Raw genomic sequence first — 21,015 nt, 5'->3', positions numbered from 1 at the left:
GACTACGGAATCCGGCCGAACTTCGCGAACCGGCCCGCGGGGCCACGAAAGCGCCTCGCCGTTCCTTATGCCCACTCACCCAACTCCATGATTCTATTCGGGATTTCAATGAGCGCGAACCCTCGGCGGAGCGTACACCGGGACGGGTTCGCGGAGGCCTACAGGACCAGCGGCCCCTCGACGTCCAAGGGTGCCCTGGCGCCATGATGCTCCGTCTTTCGGGCATCGTCTTCCGACAGGAAGTAGAAGCGCAGGCTGTCGCATTCCGAATCGAACGCGCCAAGCAGGCGGGCGCGAAGGACGACCCAGTCCTTGGGTTCCAGGACACACTCGAAGACGGAGTATTGCACTCGCACGCCATGGTCTCTGCAAGCCCGCGCAATCTTGCGCAGGCGCCGAGGCCCCTGAGGGTCCGACACCCGCACGTCGTAACAGATCAGCACGGTCAATCTACGCATCAGCGCATCGCGAAGGGAGGGTAGCCGTCCAGCTCCCCTCGGAGGTGGCGTGCCAACAGCAGCGCTTGCAGGTGAGGCGCCATGCCCCAGGTCGTCTCCTGCCCCAGGAACGCGTGCCGCACCCCCACCTGCTTCGCCTCCTGGTACGCCACGAGGAACGTCTTGCGTGCATCGTCCTTCAGCAACACGGCTCCCGCCGACTCCGTGCGGAAGTCCCCGGGCTTCAGTTGCCCCCGATTCACCAGCGAGAAGACGAGCCGGTCCACCACCGGCGCACGGAACTCCTCCATCAAATCCAGCGCCAGGGACAGGCGCCCAGGGCGGTCCTCGTGCAGGAATCCCACGGCGGGGTCGAGTCCAACGCCCGCGAGCGCTCCCGCGCAATCCTGCGCCAGCAACGCATAGCCAAACGAGAGCATCGCGTTCAGCGGATTCCTCGGGGGCCGGCGGTTGCGGCCATCGAACTCGAAACCATGGGCACTCTTCTTCAGCAGCGAGGGAAAGGCCTCGAAGTAGTCACGCGCCGCGATGCCTTCCAGCCCCCGCACCTGATCCAAGTCATCCACTCGGGTCAGCGCGCGCAGGTGCTCCGACAGCCGCCGCGCCGTCTCCGACAGGGCCTCCTGTCGCTCGGGCGCCGCGTCACGCCGCGCATGCAACACGAACTGCCGCGCGTTCCCCAGCTTCCCCACCACCAGCGCCCGGGAGATGGCCACCGAGCGAGCAACATCATCCGCCGCCCGGTACTGCTGGCGCCTCAACAAGACGTTGCCACCCGGAACCCCCTCCACCCGCGCCAGGAAGCGCCCCGTCATCCCGAAGAAGGAGACATGGATGCCCGCCTCCAGGCAGCTCTCCATCAACTCCGGCGTCAGCCACGCACGCGTCAGGCACACCACCGAGCGCAGGTGCCGCAACGGAACCTCCGCCTTCTTCTGGTCCTGAACCGTCACCACCACACACTCACCTTCCTTGTTCAGGCGAGTCCCCTCGGCGGTGATGAACAGCGTGTTCAGCGCGGTCGTCATGCGTTCCTCCGTTCAGCCGGCCTCGTCCATCCACCGCGACAGGAAGTCCTGGGCGCTCCGCTGCCCTGCCGTCACCCCAGGGAGGCACAGCGGCTCCAGCGAGCACCCGTCACATCGGGGCGCGCGCGCCACGACAGGCACCTCCTGCCGGCGCAGTACCTCGTGCATGCGCGCGATGGCGTCCTCGGTCCGCTGGCGGAGCCGCGCGTCGAAGCGCACCACCTCACGCTTGTGCTCCGTTCCATAGAAGAGCGCCCCCTCCGGAACGTCCACGCCGTGCATCTCCTCCAGGCACAGCGCCTGCGCGCAGAGCTGCACGCGGTCCGCCTCACCCGCCTTGCGCCGGCCGCGCTTCACCTCCACCGGATAGGGCCGCCAGCCGGCCCCCGTCGCGTCCCGCTGGTACTCGACCATGTCCGCGCGCCCGGACACGCGCAGCCGCTGCGAGCCCAGCAACACGGCCCGCTCCACCCGCCGTCCCACCCGCGCGTCATGCCCCGGCAGGTCCACGCGCTCGTGCAGCAGTCTGCCGGAGGCGGTGTTGACGTCCTCGCGCCATTGCCGCTCGACGTGGATGAGCGCCGCCTGCCGCTCGCAGTACAGCAGGTGCTGGAGCGCCGACAGCGCCACCCACGTCTCGCGGTCCGCGCTCATCCCACCAACTCCAGCACCTCGATGCCCTGGGGCAGCCCGGCCTTGTCCACACGCACCTCGTAGTCGGAGAAGCTTCGAGCTGGCTTCTCCGGCTGGGCGCGCACCGCATGGACGCGGTCGAACAGCGCGTGGGCCGGCGCGTTGCCCAGCTCCGAGCCATGCTTGAACACCACCACCTTGCGCATGGACATCAGCCCCCGCGCGGCGCTGCGGTCCAGCTCGAACATGTGCGTGAAGGACTGGAAGAGCAGCTCCAGGTCCGCCGTGCCGAACCCCGTCTGCTTCGCCAGGTGCGGCGAGACGAAGCCGTGCGCCCGGTAGAGCCCGTAGGGCACGGTGTTCTTCCGGCCCATGGTGCGGTTGTCACCGCCCTGCTTCTCGGCCTCGCCCTCCGTCGCCACGGCCATGCGGGTGATGGAGTGCTCCTGGGACACAATGGGGTCCACCGAGCGCGCGAAGGTGAGCTGCACCGGCCCTCGCACCTGCCCCGCGTTGGCCCCCGTGGACATGACGGCACCGAAGGTGCGGACATCGAAGAACGTCTTGCACATCCACGCGCGGCCCTTGTCCACCTCGGAGCCCTGAGCGAACCCCTTGTCGTTGCGCTTCTTCCCATCCTCGGCGCGGGTGGGCTTCTCGGTCAGGTCGATGCCCAGACTCTTGTACGCGTCCGCGATGCGGTTGTTCAGGATGGCCTTCTCCTTCACGAAGATGTCCAGCCCGGGCTTTCCCTCCTGCGTGAGCAGGACGAAGTTTCGCACCTTGCGCTTGAGGCTCACGTCCGTCACCAGCCCATGGCCCGTCTCCGCATCAATGCGGGGCAGGTTGCCGGCGTCGGGGTCTCCATTGGGGTTTCCATCCAGCACGTCGAAGAACAGGACGAAGTCATGGCGCTGCTTGAGGTCGGTCATGGCGCTTTCTCTGGGAATGAGGTGAAGACAGTGGAACGTCAGGAGGAGGACGCGTCGGACTCCCCTGGAGCCGGCGCCTCGCGCTTGGTGAAGAACGCCTCGCGTTGGTGGTAGTAGCCGACGGCGAAGAGGCCCTGGTCCTCCAGGCCGAGCACCCGTGGGAATCGCTCTGGAGGAAGCAGCGCCATGACCTCGCCCTTCGTGCGCTCCAGCCACCTGCCGTTCTCGCCCGCCTTGGAGGCGTGGTGGACGGAGAGTTGGAGCAGCCGGGGGAAGACGGTGACGGGATTGCGAGACGCGGCGCCGAAGTAACGGTCGCGGATGGTGGCGTTGAGGTCCTTCAACGCCGCGCCCTGCAACCGCTCCAGCACGGCGAAGAGGCGGCCGAGCACATAGGGCTGTGAGGCGTTGTTCTTGTCCAGAGACACGGTGACCTCCAGGGGAGTGGTTCCACTTCGAGGGAGTCGCAGCAGGGTGGCCTTGATGAGCGCGACGCGGAGCCGCAGTTGTTCGCGCTCGAACCTGTCGTCGGCGGGTGGCAGCCGCAGCCGGTCCAGCGCGGATGTCAGGAGTTGACGCGGAAAGTGCAGCCCCCGCAGCGCCGCCCCCACCATCCGGGTCGCGACGTCCGGAGACAAACCCCGTCCGGACGGCGCCTCCACGGCCTTGAGCAGCCGGTAGATGGGCGTTGGCCCTGTGGGGGCGTTGCCGATGCGCAGGTCATCGAAGTAGCGCAGGATGTTCCGCTTCACTTCGCCCACGCGCGACTCGAACCAGTCACGCACCGCGACGCGCCCCGCGTTCCCCGTCAACGTCACGGCATAGAAGGCCCGGTCATCCAGCGCCCCAGGCTGCAACCCGTGAAACGGCGACTCGGTGAAGCGCTGGAGGTCCTCCTCCGTCGGGTCCATCCACGACAACAGGAGGCTCTCCTCGGAAGGTGAAGCGCGCGTCCAGAAGACCAGCACCGAGCCATCCCCCAGTTGGATGCCCTGCCGGAAGCGGCGCTGCTCCGTCCTCCGGAGCATGTCGTTGAGCGCCAGCACGTAGCCCAGCGCCGCCTCCTGGGAGATGGGGGCATTGTCCCCCTGCTCCAGACCGTGTGACGAAAACGCGGGCGCGTTGAAGGACACCAGTGAAGCGCCCGACGACTGGGCTTCCGGGACGTTCTTCAGCTTGGGATGCGTGAGGGCCACCACCCCTTCCTGACCTGTCACCAGGCACCGCGCCGTCCGTCCCAGCGCGCGCTTCTCGCCGGAGCGCCGCTCCCAGCAGGCGCGAATGGCCGGGTTTTGATGCACGGGCGCCGTGGCATCGCCGACGACGAAGGCGAGCAGCTCAGAGCCCGTCCATTCATCCGCGTCGCGAGCCGCCAGCACCTTGCGCCGCTCGGCCTCGCTCGTGAGGAAGGACTCCACGGCTCGGGCCTCCGGGTCCTTCGTCTCCGCGGAGACCTCGCGCACCGGCTTCAAGAAGGCGTCCAGCCGGGCCACGCGCTTCTCCACGCCCCCCGCCTTCGCCTTGGGCGCGTCCTTTTCGTAAGCAAGGACGTACTTCGGGTTGTCCGCGAAGAAGCCCGCCGCGATGTTCACCGAGCGCTGCGGCAGCCGGGGAATCGAGAGGGGCTTTCCCCGCCCGTCCTCTCCCGCTGTGCTCTCCAGTGAGACGAACTTCCCCGCCGCGCTGATGCGGATGAAGAAGTCCACGGGCTTCACTTCGTAGAGCGGGTCGTCCGTGAGCCCGCGCTCACGGGCGAAGTCGTTCAGTGCCGTCAGCATCATGAGGCACCTCCCCCCAGCACTTGGGCCCGGGGCGGCACGCGCAGCACGCCATCCTCCAGGAACGCCTGGAAGAACTCGGGGCGCACGGGCGCTCCGGGCTCGTCGAAGACGAAGTCGTAGAACATGAGCCCCAATGGCCGCCGACCGCTGCCCGCTTCATGAGGCAGCAGACCGTCCTCGGCGGGCTCTACCCGGGCCGCGAACTCACGGCAGCCCAGGTAGGGCGCATGGAAGAACTGACCCCGCTCCAGGCGCCGCTCGAACATGTCCTCGAACTTGCGCGCGTTGTCCTCGGGCCCCGCCTTCCCGGGCACCAGCGTGAAGGACGCGGTGATGACGTAATCCACATCGCGCAGCGCCACCGTGTTGCGCTGAGCCCGGTCCTCGTCCGCCGCGTAGTCGAACCTGCCTACCGTCGCGCGGCTGTTGACCTCGTTTCGGCGGAAGCTGGTCCACTTCACCGGCGCGAGCACGGCGATTTCATGGATGTGCCAGCGGATGGCCGGCTTCCACAGGATGGCCTCCAGCACGCCGCGCGCGGCCGAGGGGGTCATCACCTCGTAGCTGACGCGCTCCGCTTTCATCTCGGGTCGCGTGAAGCACGCCACGGGCCCCCGGGCCCTCACGCGAAACCGCCTGTCTGCCGTCGATTTCATCCACACCTCCTGATGCGTGTCTCAGCCGGGAATGAGGAAGGACGGGTCGAGGATGCCGACCCGGTCCAGAAGAAGGCCGAAGCGCTCGTGGTACGCGGACGAATGCTCCGGCCCCAGGTACGCCACCGTCTCCGCCGCGAGCCGGGCCAACTCCCGAGCCAGCCAGGCCTCCCGAACCTTGCGGGGGACCGTCACCGTGAAGCGTTGCAGCGCACGCAGGCGCTCTCGCGAGGGGCCCAACTGACGCAGCACATCGAGGAGCGCCTCGCGGTTCCCGTAAGGCACCACCACCGACGCGCTCCAGTCGTCCTCCACGAGCTTGAAGGCCTTGGACACCGCTTCGAATTGGAGCTTCGCGCGCAGGTCCTGGATGCCCTTCTCGTCCAGCTTGCGGGTGGCATAGAGCCGCTCGAAGTACCGTTGGAAGCTCGCGGGCGCGAACAGGTCCAGGTCGGGCGCCTGCTCCAGCAAACCGCGAGTCACGTCCTGGGCGGCGCGCGGAACGCCTCGGGGTGGCTGGGTCTCGGGTTCGTAGACGCGCAGCTCGCCGAGCCCGTCCAACAACCCTTCCCGGTTGCACCGGCCCGCGGCCTGGGCCAGCGAATCCAGTCCTCCCAATCCACGGAAGACGACACGGAAGTCCAGGTCCACACCCGCCTCGACGAGCTGAGTGGCCACCAGTCGTACCGGCTCCCCACGCCTCTTGCGGGCCTTGATGTCCGCGAGCACCTCCGAGCGATGCTCCGGACACATCAGCGCGGACAGGTGCAGCGTCTCCTGGTGCCCCAGCCGTTCATCCACGAGTTCGCAGAGCCGACGTGCGTCGTCCCGAAGGTGCACCACCGCGAGGACGTCCCGCTCGGCCGCCACGGCGTCGGCCAGTTCGGTATAGGGGAGCTTGCGCCCCAGGGTAGGCCACCGCACCCGCACCCGGCGCAGCCGCTCGAAGGCGCGCACCGAGGCTGGGACGATTTCGCGCGCGTCCGGCAGGCCCTCTTCAAAGTCCGGGCGGCGGCCCAGTGCGGGCTGCGTGGCGGTACAGATGACCACGGAGCAGTCGTAGTCCTTCACCAGCGCGCCCAGGCCATCCAGGATGGGCGCCAGCAGCGACGGCGGCAGCGTCTGGGCCTCGTCGAGCACGATGACGCTCCGGGCCACCCGATGCAGCTTGCGGCACGCCGACGGTCGGCGGGCGAAGAGGCTCTCCAGGAGCTGCACCGTGGTCGTGACGATGACGGGCGCATCCCAGTTCTCACTGGCGACGCGGTTGAGCGCCGTCTCCTTCTCCGGGTCGACGGCGGAGTGATGTTCGATGACGGCGTGCTCCAGCCCCTGGAAAGCCTGGCGGTACACATCCGCGCTCTGCTCGATGATGGACGTATAGGGAATGGCGACGATGACGCGCTGGAGCCCATGCCGCCGCGCGTGCTCGAGCGCGAAGGCCATGGACGTCAGCGTCTTGCCCCCGCCCGTGGGCACAGTGAGGCTGAAGACGCCCGGATGCAGGGACGCCGCCTCCACCGCGGCCGAGAGCACCTCGCGCCGCACCCGGTTGACCTCCGTGTCCGGGGCCACGCGCTGTTTCTCATCCAAGAAACCACGGAGGCGTTCGGCGAGCTGGGACAGCGTCACCGGTACCTCGCGCTTCGCGCCCCGGCTCGCATCGAAGAAGGCTTCCGTGTCCAGGAAGTCCGCGTCGCACAGGAGCGAGAAGAGCATCCGTGTCCAAAGCTCCAACCGGAGCGGCTCGAGCCGCAGCAGCGCGCCCGGCTCAAAGCCGAGTGGACCGTCCAGCAGGGCGGGGACATCACAGCGAGCCCTCGCATCCGAGAGCAACGCCTGCTTCCCTTCGCGCCTTAGGCGCTCCTTGAACGCCGCCAGGTCCGGCAGCCCCGCGTGGTGCCCGGCGATCGCCAGGGCCAGCGGGAGCAAGCGGGCATCCCGGCTCAGCGCCCAGAGCGCCCCGGCCGTCGAGTGGTCTCGCTCCAGCGCGCCCTCTTTCTCCAGGTGCGCCTCGAAGCCATTCTCCGCGCGGATGCGATACCAGAAGTCCTGTGTGTACTTGCCCAGGTCATGCCAGCGCCCGGTGGCCAGGGCCGGCGCACGCAAATCCTCTCGCGGCGCCAGCATCGCAGCCCACTGCCCCACGGCCTCCAAGTGCTCGCGCAACAGATGAGCCCGGCCGTCTTCTGCAACGTGAGCCAATGGCTCCGCCGTGACCACGCGTGGCACGGCGGGCTGCTCCGGAAGCCCGAGGTCCTTCTTCATGGCACTCCCCCCACCACCCACGTGTCTGGCCGCACCAGCGAGCACGTGCGTCTGCATTCTCGTTTCCGTCTGGTGACCGGCACAAGATGACTTGTCCTACGAAAGCCCGGGACGCGCGCTCCCCCTGGGGTGGTATGCCCAAGAGCGAGCAATGCGGGCAGGCTTCTGGCCACACAGGCGGCAACCCATGCGTGCCAGACGGCTGAATCCGCCGCGACGGGCCAACCGATGCAGCGCTCAGCGCCGCTGCGCCATCACCTTGGCCTGGCGGCCTCTCCTCCCCTGGCCATGCACGCGCGCGAATGGCCTGGAAGCCTCGCGTTCAAAGCTCGACACCACCCGTGGGAGCCGCAACGAACACCCAGGCGGGTAACCGCCGACTCGGCAAAGTCAGACATCCGCCCAGGTGTTCACTCTCGGCACTCCGGCGGGCGGCCATCGCACTCCAGTCGCAGCCTTTGACGCATTGCGATTAAGTTGCGCGCCATGAACCGCGAATACCACCGCTGGTACAGCGAGCGGCTGCACCGCGACATGGAGCTGCTCATCTTCGGCCACTCGGGCGAACCGGTCCTCCTGCTGCCGACGAGCAAGGGCCGCTTCTTCCAAGCCGAGGACTTCGGCCTCATCGGCGCCATCGCCGACCGCGTCCAGTCCGGCCGGTACATCGTGGTGTGCCCGGACTCCGTGGACGAGGAGTCCTGGTTCAACACCGCCATCCACCCGGCCGACCGCATCAAGCGCCACCAGCAGTGGGAGGAGTACCTCCTCCACGAGGTGGTGCCCCTGCTCAAGAGCCGCAGCACCGGCGGGCGCCTCACCCTGGCCGGGTGCAGCTTCGGCGGCTTCCACGCGTACAACGTCGGCCTGCGCCACCCGCACGTCTTCCGGCGCCTGCTGTCCATGGGCGGCAAGTTCGAGACGAACGAGTTCCTCGACGGACACCACGACTCGGACGTCTACTTCCATTCGTGCACGGAGTGGCTGCCGAACCTCACGGACCCCGCGCAGCTCTCCGCCCTCCAGCGTGTGGAGATGGTGCTGGCGGTGGGGGAGCACGACTTCTGCCGCCCCTCCAACGAGCACCTCTCCAACCTGCTGTGGAAGAAGGACATCGGCAACCACCTGGCCGTGTGGCAGGGCGGCACGCACGACTGGCCCGTGTGGCGGCAGATGATTCAGCAGTACCTGCCCTGGTAGCCGCCGCGCGCCGCTACGCTTCGACCGGACGCAGCGTGCCCGCGCTCATCCGGTTGAAGCGCCACACCAGCGCCACCGCCACGCTGATGAGGCCCGCGCACAGCCCCCACCAGATGCCCACCACACCCAGGCCCAGCTTGAAGGCCAGCAGCAGCGTCACCGGCAGACCAATGGCGTAGTGCCCCACCATGTTCGCCAGGAAGGTGAAGCGCGTGTCGCCCGCGCCGCGCAGCACGCCCGCGCCCACACCCTGCGCCCCGTCGAACACCTGGAAGATGGCGCTCACCATCAGCAGCGGAATCAGCAGCGGCAGCACGTCCGCGGGCGCCCCCGCCAGCTTCGCCAGCGTGTGAGGGAACAGCGCGAACACCAGGCCACTCAGCGCCATGAAGCCCGCGCCACCCGCCAGCGCCATGAAGCCGCTGAGCCGCGCCTGCGGCGTGTTGTGCGCGCCCACCGCCCAGCCCACCCGCACGCTGCCCGCGTTACCAATGCCCATGGCCACGGTGAAGGAGACGCTCGCGAAGGAGATGGCAATCTGGTGCGCGCCCACGCTCGCCGGCCCCAGCCCCGCCGCCAGCACGCCCGCCAGCGCGAACACGCCGACCTCCGCGCAGATGTGAAGACCAATGGGGAGGCCCAGCCGGATGGCTCGCGAGAGGTCCGCCCACACCGGCAGACGCCGCGCGGGCGCCCCTTCCACCTTGCGGCTGCGAATGAACAGCACCGCGATGACGAGCTCGATGCCGATGCTCGCCGATGTCGCCATCGCGGAGCCCGCCACACCCAGGGCCGGCACCGACCGCAGCGGGCCGAGCCACGCCGGCAGATTGGCGCCACCGAAGACGAGCAGCAGGTTGCCCAGCAGGTTGAAGATGTTGGCCACCACCGTCGCAATCACCAGCGGCCGCGTGAAGGCGGTGGCCTGGAGATAGGAGCGCATGGTGAGGAACATCAGCATCATCGGCATGCCGGGTGCGCGCCACATCAGGTACTGGCTGGCGCCCGCGGCCTCCGCCTCACTGATGCCCGCCAGCGGCAGCAGCCGCGGCGACAGCGACATCAGCGTGGCCAGCATCACCCCCGCGCAGAACGCCATCCACGCGCCCTGCCACAACAGCGCCCGCGCCCGGGTGAACTGCCGTGCGCCAATGGCCTGGGAAATCATGGGGTCGAACCCCATCATCAAGCCCATGCCGAAGGAGCTGACCGCGAAGTAGAGGCCGTTGCCCAGGCCCACCGCCGCCAGCGCGGACGTCCCCGCGCGGCCCACCACCAGCGTATCCACCAACCCCATGAGCGCCTGCCCGCCCTGGGCGATGGCGATGGGAACCGCCAGCCGAGCCAGCTCACGGAGCTCGGTGCGGGGAGAATTCACGGAGGACGTTGGCAACACGGCGGTGGACATGGGGAGTGCGCCTATAGCGCCTTCCGGCAGGGAATGCGCTGTCCACGTCCGACGCGCCACGCCCCCTCGCCTGACAGGGAGGCCCGGCCACACACCCGGGATGACGTCCCCCCTGGGACACCCGGCGTCCCAGGGGGCAAGCCCACGTCACGGCAGCATGGGCGGATGGAAGGGCGCGGTGACCAGCGGCGTCTGGAGGCTGTCCACGTGGGACACGCGCAGCCCCGCGTCAGAGATGGTGTAGACGTAGTCGTCCGCCATGATGCTTCGGCGCACCGTGGGCTGCCAGTACCAGCTCCAGTTCCGGAAGTTGAACGACTGGTACATGTCCCGCACGGAGACGGTGCCCACCGGCGAGAAGCCCGTGGCCGTGTCCACGCGGAAGACGCGCAGCTCGCTGCGGAAGCCGGACCAGTAGTCGGAGGCGTTGTAGTCCCAGTCCGTGAAGGGCAGGGCCAGCAACCCCTTAGCGGGGAAGTAGGTGAAGGCCTTGTGCTCGTAGAGCGCCTCGCTGTGGCTGCCCATCGAGCCCAGCTGCTGCGTGAAGGTCTCCCGGGGCTGCGCCAGGTCACTCACGTCGAAGAGCGACAGCTTGAGGGCGCGGTCCTGCCAGGTGCCGTCCTCGTTGCGGTGCTCGCCGAAGGTGAGCAGGTGCGTGTCACCCAGCGGGTGGATGTACGTGGAGAAGCCCGGAATCTTCAGCTCGCCCACCTTGCGCGGGTTCGCCGGGTCGCTCAGGTCGAAGGTGAAGAGCGGGTCCACCTGCCGGAAGGTGACGACGTAGCCACGCGTGCCCATGAAGCGCGCGCTGAAGATGCGCTCGCCGCGGGCCAGGTCCTCGCTGCGGCCCAGCTCCTTCAGGTGTCCGCCCTCCTCGTGGAACGTCACCACGCGGTTGACCGTCTCCGGAGGCGTCCACACGGTGTCCCCGCCGTTCCCGGTCCCCGGGTTCTCCGGTGGGAGCTCCACGGTGGTGGCCACCCGCAGCACGCCCTCGCGCTCGTCCATGGCGAACTGGTTGACGATGTATCCCTCCACCGTGCCGCTGCCCACGTAGGTGGCCTGGTCCGGGTCGCGGATGTCGAACTTGTGGAGGTACGTGTGCGGCGTCTGGCCGGGCTCCGGCCACCACCACCAGTGGCGAGACGCCACGTAGAGCGCCTCATGGGACGCGTACACCTCGCCGGGCGTGCCCACCACGCTGGTCCGGCTGGGCGACGCATCCTCCGCGTCCAGGTTCAGCGACAGCACCGACATCAGGCCCAGCCCGGTGGGCCCGTTGGCGCGGTAGAACGACGTGCAGTCATACGCGAGCGGCTTCACCTCGCCGTCCGCCGTCACGCGCCGGCCCTTCGGTAGCCAATCCTCCAGCGACTGCGCGCGGATGCGCTGCTCGTTCTGCTTGATGAGCGCGTCGATGGACGCGACCAGCCGGGAGCGGTCATCGAAGAACCCCGGCGAGTATTCGGGATAGAAGCGCACGTCCGCCGGCCAGCGGAACCCGTCCGAGAACACCAGCCGCACCGCGCTGTCCACGCGCCGGGCGTTGATGTAGCCGCCGGGCAGGTAGACCTGCTCCAGCACCCGAGGCGCCTCCAGGTCCGCCACGTCCACCACCGTCACCTTCACGGTGTTGCTGTACGCAGGGCCACAACCAAAGCTGGCGCAGTCAACAACCGGCATGTCGTCCGTGCCGCGGCCCCCCGCCACCGTCCCGGGCCGGTCCTCGGCCACCGCCGAGGTGATGACCAGCCGGTTGCGCTCGGCGTCGAGCAACATCTCCTGTGGCCAGCCCTCCACCTCCAGCGCGGCCGTCCGCGTGAGCTGCTCCGCGGGCCACGAACGGTGGATGTAGAGCCGGGGGCCCGACAGCACGAAGATGCGCGTGCCGTCGTTCTGCACGAAGTCGGCCTCGTGCACGCCGGCGACCTGGTTGTTCGTGCCCGTGTAGTCGTTGGGCCTGTCGCCGCCTCCGGAGTTGTCCTCCTGCGGCGCGCCCGTCATGGGCGGCGCCTCGCCCCCACGGCCACCGCCGTAGGCGTACTGCTTGTAGACCTCCAGCGACGCGCGCATCTGCTTCGTCGCCGTGTCCTCGATGTGCTGCTCCAGGGCCTCACAGCCAGGGAAGCTCTCCAGCCGGGCCTCCTGCTGCACGGGCTCGTTGTCGACCGGGGACAACGGCTTGTTGCCCTCGTCACACCCCACCGCGACGACAGCCACCACTCCGGCCCAGCTCCAGCGTTTCCACTGCCGCATTCGACCCTCCCGTTGCACTTCGGCCCCACTGACGGCCCCCCGGGCCTCCCCGGTGCCACGCCAGCGGCGGCCGGGACATCTGCCACCGGCGTGCCAGGGCACTGGCCCCTGGGAAACCCCGGCCCCGCCACCCGGTGCGGGCGTCCTCGCCTCTCAGAAACCTGAGGCGCGCGGCGAACCTGGAGCCGGAAAACCGAGGCCCCGGGGCACGAAGCGGACGAACTGCTGGGTGAGCACCGGGTCCATGTGCTCCAGCCGCAGCCCCATGCCCACCGAGGACCGGAAGACGCCCTGCGGCAGGGGCGGGTTGGACCACGCCACCGTCGCCTCGGCGGTGCAGGGCGCGCGCTGGCCCGCGAGCAACACCTTCAGCGTCAGCCGGGTGCCCTCGCGCGCCGGCGTCAGGGTGCGCACGAAGAGCGCGCCCGGCCCCGCGTCATGGCTGAAGCCCGACAGCGTCGCCCCGTGGGGCGTGGTGAACTCCACCACCGTGAAGAAGGGCACGCGCTCCGCGGCACGCAGCGGGGCGTGGCCCGGAAGCAGTCGCCCCAGGACGCAGCCGAGCAGCTCGTCCGCGCCCATGTGACGCTTCTCCAGGAGCGGCGCGCCCCCCAGCGCCTGCGCCCGGGCGAGCACCTCCTGCGACTCCTCCGCGCGCGACAGCAGCACCAGCGGCTTGCGCGGGTGCGCGTCGTGGAGCTTCGTGGCCAGGGCCAGCGCCTCGCGCGGCGTGCGCGACACGTCCACCACGAAGCCATCCAACTGCGCGCCGTGCTCCGCCGCCAGGTTCGCCGCGTCCCCCATGTCCCGCGCGTAGAGGACGTGGAGGCCCTCCTGCTCCAACGAGCCGCCCAGGAAGGTGTGCAGGAAACGCCCGCCCTCCACCAGCAGCACCCGGCGCCCACGCGGCAGGCCCTCGCGGACACGCTCCCGGGCCTGGCGCACCGCGGCCAGCTTCGCCTCCAGGGCGCCCAGCGCCACCGGCTTGGGCAGGAAGTCGTCGGCGCCCGCGCGCCAGCAGTGCATCACCTCGTGGGGCTCGCCGCCGGAGGTGAACATGATGACGGGCACGTTGCGCCCCGCGGCGTGTGCCTTCACCAGCCGGCACACCTCGTCGCCCTGCATGCGCTCCATGCGCAGGTCCAACAGGATGAGCGCCGGGGTGCGCCGGGCCAGCTCGGCCATGCACGCCTCGCCGCCCTCCAGCGCCACCGCCTCGCAGCCCAGCCGTGTCAGGTGCAGGCGCACCACCTCCCGGGCGGTACGGGAGTCATCCACCACGAACACGGTGTCACGCGCGTTGGGAGGAGGGCTCATACGTTCACGGATAGGTGGAAAGGGGTGCCAAGGCCACCGGCGCCCGGGGCCACCGTTCGGGGATGGACGCTCAGGCGCGAGGCTCCTGGCGACCGGACAACAGCCGCGTGAGCTGCTTGGCAATGGTGGCGCACTGCGCCGCGTTGCCGCTGTCGAGGGCAGAGCGGCCACCATCCAACAGACGCTGCACCGTGCCCAGGGTGGCCTGCGCCTCCGGGCTGGGGTTCTCCTGCGCGCTGCGCTGGAGCAGCCGCGCCAGCTTCTCCCCGCGCTCCAGCAGCTTGCGGAACAGCTCCTCCGCGCGCTTCGCGTCCACCACGCCCTGCGAGCGCGCGTAGTGGGCCTGCTCCGCGCCCAGCTTCTCCGCCTCGCCCTGCGGCAGCCCCGCACGGGCCTCCAGCCGCACGGCCTCCATGTTGCCGGAGGTCAGGTCCGTGGCCTTGACGGACAGGATGGCCTCGCTGGACAGCTCGAAGACGACCTCCAGCGGCACCTCTCCGCGCGCGGCGACGTGGAGGCGCTTCAGCACCACCTCGCCCAGCTTGTAGTTCTCGTCCTGGAACTCGCTCTCGCCCTGGTACACGGGGATGCGCGCTTCCTGCTGGCCGGAGCTGCCCGGATAGAAGATGTCCCGCGCCACCACCGGCACGCCGGTGTTCTTCGGGATGAGCCGCTTCACGCGCCCACCCATGACGCCCACGCCCAGGCTCTGGGCGGCGACGTCCAGCAGCAGCGCCTGACCGGACTGACGGACGAGCTCGTCGGCCTGCACCGCGGCGCCCAGCGCGACGGCCTCCTCCGGGTGCACGTCCGTGGAGGGCGCGCGGCCGAAGAAGTCCGCCACCAACCGCCGCACCAGCGGCACGCGCGTCATGCCGCCCACCAGCAGCACCACGTCCACCGCGCGGGGGTCCATCTTCGCCTCGCGCATCACCGACTCGCAGACATCGAGGCAGCGGCGCGACAGCGGCTCGGACAGCGTTTCGAAGAAGGAGCGCGTCAGCACCGTCTCCAGCTCCGCCATCCGCTTGCCGGGCGCCGAATGGTCGCCCAACCCGGCGACGTAGATGGACGCCTCTTCCTTCTCGGTGAGCTCGCGCTTGGCGGACTCGGCGGCCACCTTCAGCCGGCGCAGGCTCTGCGCGTCCTGCGACACCACGTGCCGCAGCTCATCGTCCACCTGCGCCAGGAGCCACTGGACGATGCGCTGGTCGAAGTCCTCGCCACCCAGCCGCGGATCGCCGCCGGTGGCGCGCACCTCGAAGACACCGGACTTCACCTCGAGGATGGACACATCGAAGGTGCCACCGCCCAGGTCGAACACCAGCGCGTTGCCTTCGAAGCCGCGTGACAGGCCATACGCCAGCGCCGCGGCGGTGGGCTCGTTCACCAGCCGCACCACGTCCAGCCCGGCGATGCTGGCCGCCTCGCGCGTGGCCTGCCGCTGGTTGTCGTCGAAGTTGGCCGGAACCGTGATGACACACTTGGTGACGGGGCGGCCGAAGTGCGCCTGCGCGTCCAGGGCCAGCTCGCCCAGAATCATCGCGGACACCTGCGTGACGGGCATCACCCGCCCTGCGAGCCGCACGCGCACGTCGCCAGAGGGCCCGGCCACCAGCGGATACGGCACCAGCGCCTTCGCCTCCTGCACCAGCTCCGGCGTGTAGCGGCGCCCCAGGAAGCGCTTGGTGGCCCACACCACGGCGTCTGGATGCTCCTCGCCCAGTGCTTGTGCCGCGGCGCCCACCACGCGCTCGCCAGCTTTGTTCACGCCCAGCGTGGACGGCGTCAACCGGCCACCCGCGCGCGGGGGAATCATGCGCGGGCGTCCGTCTTCCACGGTCGCCACGGCGCTGTTGGTAGTACCCAGGTCGATGCCGATGACGGGGTCATGCATGGGGGGCCGAGAGGACACCACCCTACGGGTGTTCGCGCCAGCTCGCCAAGCCCCCTTCCCTCGCCGGCGTGCCAATAAGCGCCGCTTTCCCACGCCACGACCCGGGCCAGCAAGCGTGCCCCCGGTGACAGGGCTTCGCGATGCCAGGGACGTTGCCCGGGGGAAATCCCCGTGCTAAGGGCGCGACCGCCATGGTGAACGTGTCGATCGCCCGCCGCTACGCCCGCGCCCTCCTCGATGTCGCTTCGGAGGCGGGCCGCACTGACGCCGTCGCCGAGCAGCTCAGCGCCTTCGCCGACGTCATCGCGAAGAACGCCGAGCTGACGGATGTGCTCGTCAACCCCGCCTACACCCGTGAGCAGCGCCTGCGGGTGGTGGAGTCGGTGATGCAGGCCATCCCCGGCGGCGTGGAGGCCACGCTGGCCAACACCCTCCGCCTGCTGGTGGACCGCAACCGCCTGGGCTACCTGGCGGACATCGCCCGCCTCTTCCGCGACATGGCGGACGCCCGTGCCGGCCGCGTCCGGGGCCACGTCACCAGCGCCGCGCCGCTTCCGGCCGACGCCCTGGCCCAGCTCCAGCAGACCCTGCAGCAGCTGACCCAGCGCAACGTCCTTCTGGAGACGCGCGTGGACCCCAGCCTGCTGGGTGGTGTCTCCGCCCAGGTGGGCAGCATCCTCTACGACGGCAGCATCCGGACCCAGCTCGAAGAGATGCGCCGCGAACTGAAGCAGCGCTGAAACCCGCCCGCTCGCCGGGCAACCAACGTTCCAGGTCGTCTTTATCACCCCGCAGTCCAGGGCTAACCGGTATTTCCAGCGGACCCTGACAGCGGTATACTCTCAGGTGGTGCGGGACAGCCCCGCGCCGCCTGGATGACCTGAACATGTCGCAGTCCCTACTCCACCGGTATTCCGAAGGTCCGTCCACGCTGGCGGCGCCCGAGGAGGCTCGGCCCTTTCTGGGGGCCCTCCTGAGTGCGGCGGGTTGTGGGGTGGCCCTGCTGGACCGGGAGCTGCGTCCCGTGTGGGTGAATGCCACGCTGGCGGCGCTGTCCGGCCTGGAGCCGCGCGCGCACGTGGGCCGTCCTCTCGCGGAGCTGTGGCCGCAGGTGGCGCAGGCACTGTCACCGCTGCTGGCCCGGGCACTCTCCGGAGAGGACGTCACGGATGCCCCCGTGCGGGGCGTGCTGGCCCCCGCCGCGGGTGAGCGACACCTGCGGGTGGGCCTGTCCCCGGCGCTGCAGGGCGGCGCGCTGGCGGGGGTGGCGTTGTGGGTGCGCGACGAGACGGAGCGCTTCCTCGAGGAGCAGCGGCTGCGCGCGCGGGAGTCTCACATGCGCAGCCTGGCGGACGTGGCCTGTGACGGGCACTTCCTGCATGACAACGGCATCGTGATGGACGCCAACCGCGCGATGTCGCAGCTGCTGGGCTACGCGTCACCCTCAGAGATGATCGGCCGGCACCTGGCGGACTACGTCGCCCCGGAGTTCCGCTCGCAGGTGGGGCTGGTGCTCAGCCGCGGGCTGGAGGCTCCCTATGAGGTGGTCGTCCTCCGCCGGGATGGTCAGCGGCTGCCCCTGGAGGTGCTGGGGCGCTACGTGACGTGGGAAGGCCGGCAGGTGCGGTTGGTCGCCGTCTGGGACATCAGCAGCCGCAAGGCCGCGGAGGAGCTCTCCGCGAACACCGAGCAGTTCCGGCACCAGATGCTGGGCGCCGTAGACGCGGAGCTGCGAGCGCCCCTGCAATCGCTGCGGGAGGGCACGCGCTCCCTGCAGCGGCTGGACGGACTGGAGGAGCCGCAGCGCACCCTGGTGAGCCAGGTGGCCCGGTCCGCCCGGCGCATGGAGCGGATGCTCCAGGAGTTGATGGACTTCACCCGCACGCGGCTGGCGGGCGGCCTGGCGCTGCGGCCAGAGCCCGCCGTGCTGGACGCGGTGGTGGCGCGCGTCGTGGAGGAGCGCCGCCGTGAGCATCCCGAGCGAACCCTCCACCTGGAGGCGGAAGGCGACCTGCGCGGCCACTGGGACACCCACCGGCTGGCACAGCTGGCCGACAACCTCCTGAGCAGCGTGCTCCATCAAGGGGCCGAGGATTCGCCAGTCACCCTGCGCGCGGTGGGCGCGGTGGGCGGCGTCACGTTATGTGTGAGGAGCCCCGGACTCACGGTGGCGGCGGAGGAGCGCTCCTCCCTCTTCGAGCCCTTCCGCAGGGAGCGCGGCGCCACGCCAGAGGGCCTGGGTCTGGGGCTCTACATCGCCAGGCAGATCGCCGTGGCCCACGGCGGAAAGCTGGCGGTGGAGTCCTGCTCCGAGGGCGGCATGAGCTTCACCGCCTGGCTGCCCCGCGAGGGGCCGGGGCACTGAAGGCCTCCGTGCCTGGCGCCGCCTCAACGGCGGCTGATGCGCCAGAGTAGCCGGGCGCGATTCTGGCCCACGCCTGGAGCGCCTTTGCGCAGCCGCCTGTCCCACCCCTGAACGGGCGTCCTCTCCCACCCCGTGGCGGGTGGCGCGGACCGCATTGCAGCGGGTGGGTGTGCGTGGTAAGGGGCCCCGACTTCAAGGTTTCGGCGGCCTGCTCCACGTCGGCCGCCCCTGCGCAAGGACGCATACGCTCATGGAAATCCGCGCCGACGAGATCAGCAGAATCATCCGGGAGCAGATCAAGGACTACGGGAAGAAGGTCACCGTCGCGGAGACGGGTACCGTGCTGTCCGTCGGTGACGGTATCGCGCGCATCTACGGCCTCGAGGGCGCGCTCGCCGGTGAGCTCGTGGAGTTCGCCAACGGCGTGCAGGGCCTCGTCCTCAACCTGGAAGAGGACAACGTCGGCGTCGCCATCATGGGTGACTTCCAGGCCATCCGCGAGGGTGACACGGTCAAGCGCACCCAGCAGATTGCCTCCGTGCCGGTGGGCAAGGGGCTGCTCGGCCGCGTGGTGGACCCGCTCGGCAAGCCGCTGGACGGCAAGGGCCCCATCGCCGCCACCGAGACGCGCCGCCTGGAAGTGAAGGCGCCCGGCATCGTGTCCCGCAAGAGCGTGCACGAGCCCCTGCAGACGGGCATCAAGGCGCTGGACGCGCTGGTGCCGGTGGGTCGTGGTCAGCGCGAGCTCATCATCGGTGACCGCCAGACGGGCAAGACGGCCGTCGCCATCGACACCATCATCAACCAGAAGGGCCTGAACGTTTACTGCATCTACGTGGCCATCGGCCAGAAGCAGTCGACGGTGGCCCAGGTGGTGGAGAAGCTGAACCGCTACGGCGCCATGGAGTACACCACGGTGGTGGCGTCCAACGCCTCCGACCCGGCCCCCATGCAGTTCTTCGCGCCGTACGCCGGCGTGGCCATGGGCGAGTACTTCCGCGACAACAAGATGCACGCGCTCATCGTGTACGACGACCTGTCCAAGCAGGCCGTGGCGTACCGCCAGCTGTCGCTGCTGCTCCGCCGCCCGCCGGGTCGCGAGGCCTACCCCGGCGACGTGTTCTACGTGCACAGCCGCCTGCTGGAGCGCGCCGCCAAGCTGTCCGACGAGGAGGGCGCCGGTTCGCTCACCGCGCTCCCCATCATCGAGACGCAGGCCGGTGACGTGTCGGCGTACATCCCGACGAACGTCATCTCCATCACCGACGGGCAGATCTTCCTCGAGACGGACCTCTTCTTCGCCGGCGTCCGCCCGGCCATCAACGTGGGCCTCTCCGTGTCCCGCGTCGGTTCGGCCGCGCAGATCAAGGCCATGAAGCAGGTCGCCGGCACCATGAAGCTGGAGCTCGCGCAGTACCGCGAGCTGGCCGCCTTCGCCCAGTTCGGCTCCGACCTCGACAAGGCCACCCAGGAGACGCTGGCGCGCGGCGCCCGCATGGTGGAGCTGCTCAAGCAGGGCCAGTACGAGCCCATGCCCGTCGAGAAGCAGGTCATGCAGATCTACGCCGCCACCAACCGCGACGACCCCAAGAAGCGCGGCTGGATTCGCGACATCCCGGTGGCCGACGTGGTGCGCTGGATGCGTGAGTTCCTGGAGTTCGCCGACGGCAAGCACCCGAACGTCGCCAAGGACCTGGCGTCGAAGCGCGAGCTGACCGCCGACATCAAGACGGCGCTGAGCAAGGCCATCACCGAGTTCAACGAGGTCTTCCAGCCGACGCCGGGCGCCAAGGTCTAACGCCCTCGCCGGTGGCAGCCCACGAGCCCCGCGCTCCCTTCACCGGGAGGCGGGGCTTCGTGCTTGCGGGCCCGGCCTTCAGCGAAGGCGGGGCAGCACGCCGTGCAGGCTGCGGTCCACGCCGCCGCGCGCGCCCAGCAGCTCCATGGCCTTCAGCTCGTAGGGCAGCACGTTGTCACGGGCCACCAGCTGCACATGCGCGCCCAGCGCGGCGGGCAGCGCCAGGTCCAGCTCGTAGATGTCACCGGCCACCAGCGTCTGCTCCGGCGTGGTGCCCGTGGACTCCCAGACGCGCTTGAGGGCCTCGAAGTACCGGCCCCGGCGCAGGTAGACGGGACGGCGCAGCACGCCGTCCAGCGTCTGCGTCTCCGGCACCGCGGAGAAGCGGGCATCCGCCGCGTCCGGCGGGTCCAGGAGGAACTTGCGCGCGTCCCCGGACACCGTCAGCTTCTCGCGCCCCTTGGGCGCCAGCTGGTCCAGCTTCTTCTCCACCAGGTCGGTGTGCGCGTTGGTCACCACCGTCACCGGCAGGCCCGTGGCCACCAGCGCCTCCAGCACCTCCTTCGCCTCCGGCTTGAAGGCCGTGGCCGAGTGCGCGTAGGCCTCGCGGTAGAGCTTCTGCACCACGTCGGAGCGGCGGGCCTCGTCCTGGCCCTGCCCGAAGCGCTGCATGAGACGGTGGGCCGCGCAGGTGGCCGTCAGGTACGGGTCCGCCGTGGCGGGCGCCACCACCCGGCCGCCCAAATCCCAGCCCAGCGCGTCCGCGCCCGCGCGCAACGCGGCGACCTCCTCCTCCCACGCGGCCTCCAAATCCTCGCCAAGCGCCGCCGCCAGGCCCTGCCGGAAATGCCGGAGGAAGGGGGCGCTCTCCGCCGCCACGTCCGTGAAGGTTCCGTCGAAGTCCAGCACCACGCACGCAATCGCCATCAGACCACCAGCTCCCGAAGATGAAGAAAGGGGCCGGATGAGGCCTCACCCACGGGCCTCGAATCAAGCCCGCCCGCATCAACGGGCAGCC

The 21,015-nt window shown here is 69.7% G+C and carries 16 protein-coding genes; 4 read left to right on the top strand and 12 right to left on the bottom strand.

The annotated features are described in order from the left end of the window. Positions 1-158: 158 nt before the first annotated feature. Genes cas2 through BLU09_RS36155 form a run of 7 tightly spaced genes read right to left on the bottom strand, consistent with a single transcriptional unit; the run spans position 159 to position 7,756 of the window. The gene (gene cas2 / locus BLU09_RS36185; RefSeq protein ID WP_225888307.1) at positions 159-458 is read right to left on the bottom strand and encodes a CRISPR-associated endonuclease Cas2; all 300 of its coding nucleotides are present in this window, start codon (positions 456-458) and stop codon (positions 159-161) included. Next, entirely contained in the window at positions 458-1,486 is a 1,029-nt protein-coding gene (gene cas1c / locus BLU09_RS36180; RefSeq protein WP_090495705.1) for a type I-C CRISPR-associated endonuclease Cas1c, read from the bottom strand. The genes cas2 and cas1c overlap by 1 nt, the downstream gene beginning before the upstream one ends. A gap of 12 nt (positions 1,487-1,498) precedes the next feature. Continuing rightward, positions 1,499-2,140 carry a CRISPR-associated protein Cas4 gene (cas4, locus tag BLU09_RS36175; RefSeq protein ID WP_090495704.1) on the bottom strand — a complete coding sequence of 214 codons (642 nt, stop codon included), beginning with the start codon at positions 2,138-2,140 and terminating at the stop codon, positions 1,499-1,501. Continuing rightward, positions 2,137-3,051, bottom strand: a complete 915-nt coding sequence (cas7c, locus tag BLU09_RS36170; RefSeq protein WP_090495703.1) for a type I-C CRISPR-associated protein Cas7/Csd2 — start codon at positions 3,049-3,051, stop codon at positions 2,137-2,139. The genes cas4 and cas7c overlap by 4 nt, the downstream gene beginning before the upstream one ends. 38 nt (positions 3,052-3,089) lie before the next feature. Further along, complete coding sequence (cas8c, locus tag BLU09_RS36165) at positions 3,090-4,832, bottom strand: type I-C CRISPR-associated protein Cas8c/Csd1 (RefSeq protein WP_090495702.1); 1,743 nt, start codon at positions 4,830-4,832, stop codon at positions 3,090-3,092. Beyond that, a complete protein-coding gene (gene cas5c, locus BLU09_RS36160) occupies positions 4,829-5,488 on the bottom strand; it encodes a type I-C CRISPR-associated protein Cas5c (protein WP_186817999.1) in 660 nt (219 codons plus the stop codon). Before cas5c ends, cas8c begins: the two co-directional genes overlap by 4 nt. 21 nt (positions 5,489-5,509) lie before the next feature. Then, positions 5,510-7,756 carry a CRISPR-associated endonuclease Cas3'' gene (locus BLU09_RS36155; RefSeq protein ID WP_244172335.1) on the bottom strand — a complete coding sequence of 749 codons (2,247 nt, stop codon included), beginning with the start codon at positions 7,754-7,756 and terminating at the stop codon, positions 5,510-5,512. Positions 7,757-8,242: 486 nt separating this feature from the next. Here BLU09_RS36155 and BLU09_RS36150 point away from each other — a divergent pair, with 486 nt between their 5' ends. Next, entirely contained in the window at positions 8,243-8,956 is a 714-nt protein-coding gene (locus tag BLU09_RS36150) for an esterase family protein (RefSeq protein ID WP_090495699.1), read from the top strand. Between the two features lie 13 nt (positions 8,957-8,969). Here the strand turns inward: BLU09_RS36150 and BLU09_RS36145 are convergent, their stop codons facing one another. The 4 genes from BLU09_RS36145 to BLU09_RS36130 all read right to left on the bottom strand — a co-directional run bounded on the left by BLU09_RS36145 (position 8,970) and on the right by BLU09_RS36130 (position 15,834). After that, positions 8,970-10,364, bottom strand: a complete 1,395-nt coding sequence (locus BLU09_RS36145) for an MATE family efflux transporter (RefSeq protein ID WP_090495698.1) — start codon at positions 10,362-10,364, stop codon at positions 8,970-8,972. 147 nt (positions 10,365-10,511) lie between these two features. Continuing rightward, positions 10,512-12,620 carry a beta-propeller domain-containing protein gene (locus BLU09_RS36140; protein ID WP_090495697.1) on the bottom strand — a complete coding sequence of 703 codons (2,109 nt, stop codon included), beginning with the start codon at positions 12,618-12,620 and terminating at the stop codon, positions 10,512-10,514. Between the two features lie 153 nt (positions 12,621-12,773). Then, positions 12,774-13,937, bottom strand: a complete 1,164-nt coding sequence (locus BLU09_RS36135) for a TIGR02266 family protein (protein WP_090495696.1) — start codon at positions 13,935-13,937, stop codon at positions 12,774-12,776. Between the two features lie 70 nt (positions 13,938-14,007). Then, a complete protein-coding gene (locus BLU09_RS36130; RefSeq protein ID WP_090495695.1) occupies positions 14,008-15,834 on the bottom strand; it encodes an Hsp70 family protein in 1,827 nt (608 codons plus the stop codon). Between the two features lie 191 nt (positions 15,835-16,025). On the opposite strand from BLU09_RS36130, the gene atpH reads away from it, so the two are divergent. From atpH to atpA, 3 genes are all read left to right on the top strand, one after another. After that, positions 16,026-16,574: an ATP synthase F1 subunit delta gene (gene atpH / locus BLU09_RS36125; RefSeq protein ID WP_090495694.1), complete on the top strand. Its 549-nt coding sequence runs from the start codon at positions 16,026-16,028 to the stop codon at positions 16,572-16,574. Positions 16,575-16,720: 146 nt separating this feature from the next. Continuing rightward, positions 16,721-18,199 carry a PAS domain-containing sensor histidine kinase gene (locus BLU09_RS36120; RefSeq protein WP_090495693.1) on the top strand — a complete coding sequence of 493 codons (1,479 nt, stop codon included), beginning with the start codon at positions 16,721-16,723 and terminating at the stop codon, positions 18,197-18,199. Between the two features lie 250 nt (positions 18,200-18,449). Further along, complete coding sequence (gene atpA, locus BLU09_RS36115; RefSeq protein ID WP_090495692.1) at positions 18,450-19,997, top strand: F0F1 ATP synthase subunit alpha; 1,548 nt, start codon at positions 18,450-18,452, stop codon at positions 19,995-19,997. A gap of 78 nt (positions 19,998-20,075) precedes the next feature. Here atpA and BLU09_RS36110 read toward each other — a convergent pair whose 3' ends face one another. Further along, positions 20,076-20,924: an HAD family hydrolase gene (locus BLU09_RS36110; RefSeq protein ID WP_090495691.1), complete on the bottom strand. Its 849-nt coding sequence runs from the start codon at positions 20,922-20,924 to the stop codon at positions 20,076-20,078. Positions 20,925-21,015 lie beyond the last annotated feature (91 nt).

It is taken from the genome of Myxococcus virescens, assembly GCF_900101905.1.
GTDB classification, from domain to species: Bacteria; Myxococcota; Myxococcia; order Myxococcales; family Myxococcaceae; genus Myxococcus; species Myxococcus virescens.
This window is presented reverse-complemented; position numbering and strand designations above follow the sequence as displayed.